The sequence below is a fragment of the Clostridium tetanomorphum genome (assembly GCF_017873215.1).
Classification (GTDB): Bacteria; Bacillota; Clostridia; order Clostridiales; family Clostridiaceae; genus Clostridium_AO; species Clostridium_AO tetanomorphum.
The window spans coordinates 237,675-244,524 of the sequence record NZ_JAGGKA010000004.1 but is presented as its reverse complement, the minus strand read 5'-3'; the positions used below and the strand labels follow the sequence as shown (position 1 = coordinate 244,524).

Genomic DNA, 6,850 nt, shown 5'->3' with positions numbered 1-6,850 from the left:
TTGAAGTATAATTTTTATGTAAATTAATGTGTTTGATCATATATTAATTTTACCATAAGTCTTTCACTCTTCCGAGTGGGAGATTTATTTTTTTACGTAAAAAAACTGTCGCACTAATTTTTTAGTGCGACAGCCCCTTTTTGTAATGTTGTTCTCCCAAGTTAATTCTGGCTAAAATTATGTCATACCTGAAATATTAACATCTTTTCTTATTTCTGTTTTAATTCTATTTTAATTTTTTTATCCATACCATCAACCTTATAAGTAAATCCTAAATATAATTTTTTTATTTTATTAAAATATGGACTTTGAAAGTCTGCTGTTACCTTTTGAACTTCTCCATCATCACCCCATCCAAATCCTCTACATGCATATATATTACCCTTATCATCTTCAAGATAAGGATTCTTTACTATCCAGTCTTTTGGTACAAAAAAAGTACTATCTACACTCATAGGATATACATTTACATCAGTTATTTTTACTAAATGATTTTCATCTGTGTTATTTGCTTTAACATATTTAATTTCCTTAGCGTTTCTAAATTTATCATCAATCTCCACATTTACCTCCCAATTGCCCTTAATAACCTTAGGAGTCTTATGAAAAATTCTATAGAAATATCCTTTTTTATAATAATGATTTACATCCATAATACTAATATCTGAACATTCCGTGAACTTAATATTAATGTTTTTAGGAATTGCATTTAATTTTGATGTTCCACTAGATGAAAATCTAATTACTTGTTGCCTTATTCTAGAATCTTTAAAGTTTTCTTCGTTTATATCCCTCTTGCTAAAACTATTGTAATAAACTATTTCATTATACATCTTATTCTTATTCTTTTCATCTCTCATAATATCATCAAAATCTCTTCCATCATATAAAATCCTTCCCGTATCATCTGTGATCTCAAGTATTTCTTGATTAAAGTTATCCCATTTACAACTACTATCAACTTTTGAAGTATATCCTATAATAAGTGAATTTTTATCTATAGAAAGTTGATCAATAGTTACTGTAACACCTTTATCAGAAACTGAATTATGTGATATATTTTTATCTTTAAAAGAACCTTGAACAAAGCCATTTTTAACAGCTGCATTTATTTGTTTGTCATTAAATTTACTAAATAAATTTTCTATTGCTATAGATGCGTTGTTTATATATTTGGCAAAGGTAGGTGAAGTATTATTTAATACTACCATTAAAGCTAAACTTGCAGCTAACATTCCAGTAGTTTTTAAAATTAATTTTTTATGTCTATTTTTAGCTCTCTTTATTGCCTTTTCTATAATTAGATCTGTTTCAGTTGGCACTTCTATTTCATCAAATTTATTTTTCATTAAAAATTTGTCATTATAATTCAATTTACTATACCCCCATTTGAATTTTTAATTTTTTTACAGCTTTATGAATATGTGTTTTAACTGTACCAATAGGACATTCAAGTATATCCGCTATTTGTAAAACGGTTAAATCGTTAAAATATCTAAGTATTATTACTATCTTTAGTTTTTCTTCTAATTTATCGATAGCCTTGTATAAATCTAATTTGTCTTCTAAATCAATAGTATCTTTATTCTTTTTACCTTTTTAAAATTTTTTTAAGAACAAAAAATTAAAAGTAAAAAAAGATGCTTCATCATAAAAAGATTAGCACCTTTTCTTGTTAATATATTTAGTTAAAATTTAATAGCTCTAAAACAGTTTTATATGTAAAAAATTCTGTTTATACTAAGTTATTTAGGGATGTCTTAAATTTTAAATGTTGAAATCTTGTCCCCATTGCATCCATAACAGAATTCCATTCTTGCTGAAGTTCTTTTGTATCTGATATAATTCTCTGTTCTTCTTTTCCAAAACTTTGTGCATACTTTTTTCCGTTTTTCATAAAATCCATTAATACAGAAGATAACTTTTCTTTAGCATTTTGTGTATTTGCATCTCTTATATTTTCATATAGTCTTGAATATATATTATGAGTTTTATAAAATATATGACTTTTATTATTTATTGAGTCCATCATTTCATTTGAATCTTTTCTTCCTAGTTTTTCATCAAAACTTACATTTTCCATTCCCAAATAAAATCAGTAAACTTCTTAAATGGATGTGTGGAATTTGTTTCTTTATCCTTTGATGTTTCAACTACCTTTACTTTTTCTTTTGGTATTTCTCTTTGCTTATCTTTAATAATTTGGTTAATTTGCTCTTTTGAATTCTCCAACTATCAATAGCTTCTATGGTATCTATTTTTTCATCAGTTTTCTTATATAACTTTAAATGATTATTTTGATTATAATTGAACATATTTGCATTATCTTTATGGGATAGTATATTGCCACTTCCATAGTTTCTTGTAAAATCCAATAGCATTTCAAAACACCTTCTTATAAACTTTTAAAGTAAAAATGTGCATAAATTGAAATTTTTTCTTTTTACATTATCGTAAAATATATAGATAACTTTAAAATATTCATAAACTACCATGGAATTGATTATAAAAAGTTTTACTACTCTGTTATATTATTAGATTAGTTCCAAAACTTAATCTTCTTATTCATTATGTAAAAACTTAAATTAGATTTATTGAACTGGCTTTCCCGGCACAAAAAGCCTTACTATTTTTTCGAGAACCATTCCAGGGCTGATTATTTCTACACCACTAATTAAAAGTATACTGACAATTAAATTTATAGCAATTATGGAAAAATAAAATATCATAGCTTTTTTAGGATAACTTGCATTCAACAAATGGGGAAAATCAGCCAACACTATGATTATTAAAACAACAATCACTCCAAATATTTTGATACCAGCATTATCAGACATTCTTTCACACAACTCCTCTTATCCATTTAAATCTTTTGATTCTATTTTTCTTTTCTTACTCAATGAAATAATCATAATAATAAATGGAATAATTACTTGAAAAGGTATGGCTAAGTAGACATACACCTCTGATACACTAGCAAAAAACTGAAAAATATCGTTATAATTCCACATACATAAAATAAGCAACAATAAAGCCATAGGAAATATGAACGGTCTATGATCATCCAAATTTAGCATTTGAGCAACTCCCTTTGTAGCAGCATATAGATAAGTTGATGATTCTGCACTACTTCCAATTATTAAATTAACAGCAATAAGTGGTGAAATATTCATAGGGTCAGGTATTAATTCTGATGATGTCTGGGCAGGAAAAGTTAAATTTTCTAATAACTTAGGCCCTAGAACCATTATGTCACGAAGTATAGTAATAAATATAATAGTTCCTCCTATCATCATAGCTGAAAAAGCAGCTTTTTTTATATTTTCATTATTATTAACATTATCATAAATCATCATAAAAACTACTAATTCTCCAAAAGGAAATGCAACTGTGGATAGGCTACTCTTGAAAATAGGATACCATCCACTCTCTAATATAGGAAGAATATTCATAAACTGTATATGTGGTATTAATAATAAAGATACTGTTATAACAAAAAAAACAAATACATACACAAGTATTCCATATACTCTAGCTATAATTTCTGGACCGCCTCTAACTGCAAAGGAAACTAAAAAAACTAATGATGTCATAATAAAAATAATAGGAGTATCAGGATAGTTTACAATATATATATACTCTCCAAACTCTCTTACAATTAAAGAATTAGCATACATAAAGTAAACAATATAGAAAATTCCAAACGTAATTCCTAAATATTTACCAAAACAATCTTTTAAAATCTCAATAATATTTTTAGATGGGTTTAATTTAATTATTTTCATATACATTAGCATTATAAAAATCCCCAAAATCCAGCCAATACCAAACCCTATCCAACTATCCTGACCTGCACCATGACCTACAGCAGGATTTATAATAGACATATCTCCAAAAGTAAAAGTTAACATCCATAAAAATAGTTGAAAAGCTGATATTTTTCTTAACTTCCCCATATATCTTCTCCAATCAAAAATATATTTACTTATGAACTATATATCTAAATATTCATTATCATATATGCTTCTTTATGAAACCCATCTCCTTATTTTTATATTGTACTTTTATTTCTACAGGCGAATCACAAAATATGTCATTCCAATTATTTTTAACTTCTCTCCAATAATTTAAATTTTTACTATGAATAATTTTATCAAAACCAAAAATGTCAATCCGTAAATCTTGTTGAGCATTCTTTATTGTCTTATCAATTACTTTTTTAATTTCTTTTGAAGTTTCTTCTTCTAAAGCTCTAATTTGATCAGCTGAAGTTAAATCTCCCTTTCCATGTTGTTCTACCATTTTCCCCTCTGCCTGTACTTCCACCAAAAGTACAGGTTTACTATTATTAAATGATACATTTTTTTTAGTTACAGATTTAGTAATTTCTACTGTGACCTTTTCATCAGAATTTATTGGGTTTGGTACATTTATGATTGGATTTTTAAATTTATTATCTACAATTAAAAATCCATAAGTCTCACTTGCATTTAACCATCCAACTAATTTATCTTTTTTAAAAACTGCAGCTCCTGTAAAATCTAGATTTGATGTTGTTAACTTTTTATTTACTTCTGAAACTTTCACCATGCCAACTACAGAATTCCCTTCTTCAACAACATTTAATATTAAATCATACATAGTCATTTTTCTTATAGATGCTAATCTATCAGTATTTTTTACTGTTTCAATGATTTCCAAAGAAGAAGCATCTGCTTGTTCTGGCTCTATGCCAAGTAACACTTTAGGTTTTATTCCTTTTGAAATAAGTACAATCTCTCTTTTGTCTATTTCATGAACTCTCTGAAAAAAATCTAAAATATCATCTATACCTTCTTCAGCAAGTTTTTCCCCAATTATCATCACTTGAATATTAGAATAATTTAATGTCTTATTTACCTTTGTTAATAAATTTCTATTTGCTTCAAATGCAGTGCTTCCTCGCGCAGACAGTAAACGCCATGTTTTTTTCTTACTACCTTGCTTTCCCTCTTCATCTGAGGTTGGTTCGATTAACTGTACAGTAACTTCTAGTTCATCATTTTCTACTTTTTCAATACCAACTCCTACAACTATGCCCATTTCTGTTAGCTCCTTGTTATTCCAACAACCAGAAAGAACAAAGAACATTAAGCAGATTATAAATAATTTAATTTTTTTTGTGCCATATAACATATTCCTCATTCTTCTTTCTTAGGAGAATTATTTTCTGATTTGTCCTTTATATCATCTATTTTCTTACGAAAATTATTTTTTACTCTGTACTTTACATTATTCATCTTTCCCCAAGTTAAAGACCTTGGTCTAGTAAGCATAGCCCATAATGGTACGCGAACCACTGTATCCTTTAGTTCCGTTTTACTAAATGATGAAAATGGAGATAAATAAGGAACATCAAAAGATCTTATTGAGCTTAAATGAATTAGAAGCATAATATTCACAATCATAATTCCCAATAGTCCCATAAAATTAGATACAACCAACAATATCAATCGTATAATTGGAATAGCTCCTAGTAAAGAACCTGAAATAAAGCCACCAATAGCTGTAATAGCAGTAACAATAACCATAGGGGTACTAACTAAACCTGCTTGCACTGCAGATTGACCAAGTACCAAAGCTCCAACAAAGCTAACTGTTGAACCTGCTGGTCTAGGCATTCTTATCCCTGATTCTCGTAATATCTCAAATATCAACAGCATTAAAAATGATTCCATAAAGGCGGAATAAGGAACTTTCTCCCTTGAGGAAGTTATTGTTAATAATAACTTAAAGGGTATAACTTGCTGATGAAAAGAAATCAAAGCAAGATACATAGCAGGTAAGTTTGTAGAAATAAACAAACCAATAATCCTAATCACTCTGTAAAAAGTAGCAACAAGTGGTTTAACATAATAATCTTCTGCAGTCTGAATTGATTCAATTAATAGATATGGAACGGTTAAAACAAATGGACTACCATCACAAAGAATAGCTACTCTACCTTCTAAAAGCTTTGCACAAATAACATCTGGCTTTTCATATGCTCCAATAGTTGGAAACACACTAAAGGGAGCATCTTCAATAAACTCTTCTAAATAACTAGATTCTAATACTGCATCAGTATCAATTTTATTTAATCTGTTCCTTAGAGTTTCTATAATCTGTTCATTGGTAATTCCTTTAATATAACATATTGTAACTGTTGTATTTGTCTGTTGTCCTATAGTTATATCCTCAAATTTCAAATTAGAATTTTTAATTATTCTGCGTATCATAACCTTATTATTACTCAAAAGTTCAGTAAAACCTTCCCTTGGACCACGGATAACAGCGTCTGTTAAAGGTTCAGCAATATCTCTGGATTTCACTTCCATCAAATTTATGCTTAATGCAACTGTAGTTCCATCTATATATAAGATAACATTCCCTTCTAGAGTTTTATTCACAATTTGGTGAAAATCCTTTATCTCCTCAATTTGACTACAAGTCAAAATATTTTTTTTAAGAATATTTATATTACTATCCTTTGCTGTAGATTCTCCCTGAAAATATATACTAACATTCTCATTCATTACAGGCTTTAAAATATTTTCATTAAGTAAATTTATATTAACCATTCCATCAATATATATAATCAACATAGTTGTATTAGGTTCACTACACAAGGTAACCTCTCTTATAATAAAATCATTAGTACCGGAAAATACTCCATTCAATTTTTCTTTAATCTGTATAATAGATTCCGGAATAGATTCAATGTCATTGCTAACTTTAGTTTTTGAAGAATAGTTTAAGGAATTAAATACTCTATTTGAATTATTATATTTCATTTTTGTGAGTAGTTTTTTTAACATACCTTCCTCCTGAC

General features: G+C 27.7%; 8 protein-coding genes. All 8 read right to left on the bottom strand.

Annotated elements, in window-relative coordinates; genetic code table 11:
* Positions 1 to 209: 209 nt before the first annotated feature.
* Positions 210 to 1,373 carry a DUF4179 domain-containing protein gene (locus tag J2Z24_RS21280; RefSeq protein WP_035145400.1) on the bottom strand — a complete coding sequence of 388 codons (1,164 nt, stop codon included), beginning with the start codon at positions 1,371 to 1,373 and terminating at the stop codon, positions 210 to 212.
* A 4-nt stretch (positions 1,374 to 1,377) separates the two neighbouring features.
* Complete coding sequence (locus J2Z24_RS05880; protein ID WP_278320993.1) at positions 1,378 to 1,575, bottom strand: sigma-70 family RNA polymerase sigma factor; 198 nt, start codon at positions 1,573 to 1,575, stop codon at positions 1,378 to 1,380.
* 160 nt (positions 1,576 to 1,735) lie between these two features.
* The gene (locus J2Z24_RS05875) at positions 1,736 to 2,083 is read right to left on the bottom strand and encodes a hypothetical protein (protein WP_146750608.1); all 348 of its coding nucleotides are present in this window, start codon (positions 2,081 to 2,083) and stop codon (positions 1,736 to 1,738) included.
* 76 nt (positions 2,084 to 2,159) lie between these two features.
* Positions 2,160 to 2,381, bottom strand: coding sequence for a hypothetical protein (locus J2Z24_RS05870; protein ID WP_035145404.1), 222 nt, complete (start codon positions 2,379 to 2,381; stop codon positions 2,160 to 2,162).
* A 210-nt stretch (positions 2,382 to 2,591) separates the two neighbouring features.
* Positions 2,592 to 2,837, bottom strand: a complete 246-nt coding sequence (locus J2Z24_RS05865; RefSeq protein WP_035145406.1) for a hypothetical protein — start codon at positions 2,835 to 2,837, stop codon at positions 2,592 to 2,594.
* 18 nt (positions 2,838 to 2,855) lie between these two features.
* Positions 2,856 to 3,956: a GerAB/ArcD/ProY family transporter gene (locus J2Z24_RS05860; protein ID WP_035145408.1), complete on the bottom strand. Its 1,101-nt coding sequence runs from the start codon at positions 3,954 to 3,956 to the stop codon at positions 2,856 to 2,858.
* Positions 3,957 to 4,014: 58 nt separating this feature from the next.
* Positions 4,015 to 5,175 carry a Ger(x)C family spore germination protein gene (locus J2Z24_RS05855; protein WP_162175673.1) on the bottom strand — a complete coding sequence of 387 codons (1,161 nt, stop codon included), beginning with the start codon at positions 5,173 to 5,175 and terminating at the stop codon, positions 4,015 to 4,017.
* A 5-nt stretch (positions 5,176 to 5,180) separates the two neighbouring features.
* A complete protein-coding gene (locus J2Z24_RS05850) occupies positions 5,181 to 6,836 on the bottom strand; it encodes a spore germination protein (RefSeq protein WP_035145411.1) in 1,656 nt (551 codons plus the stop codon).
* Positions 6,837 to 6,850 lie beyond the last annotated feature (14 nt).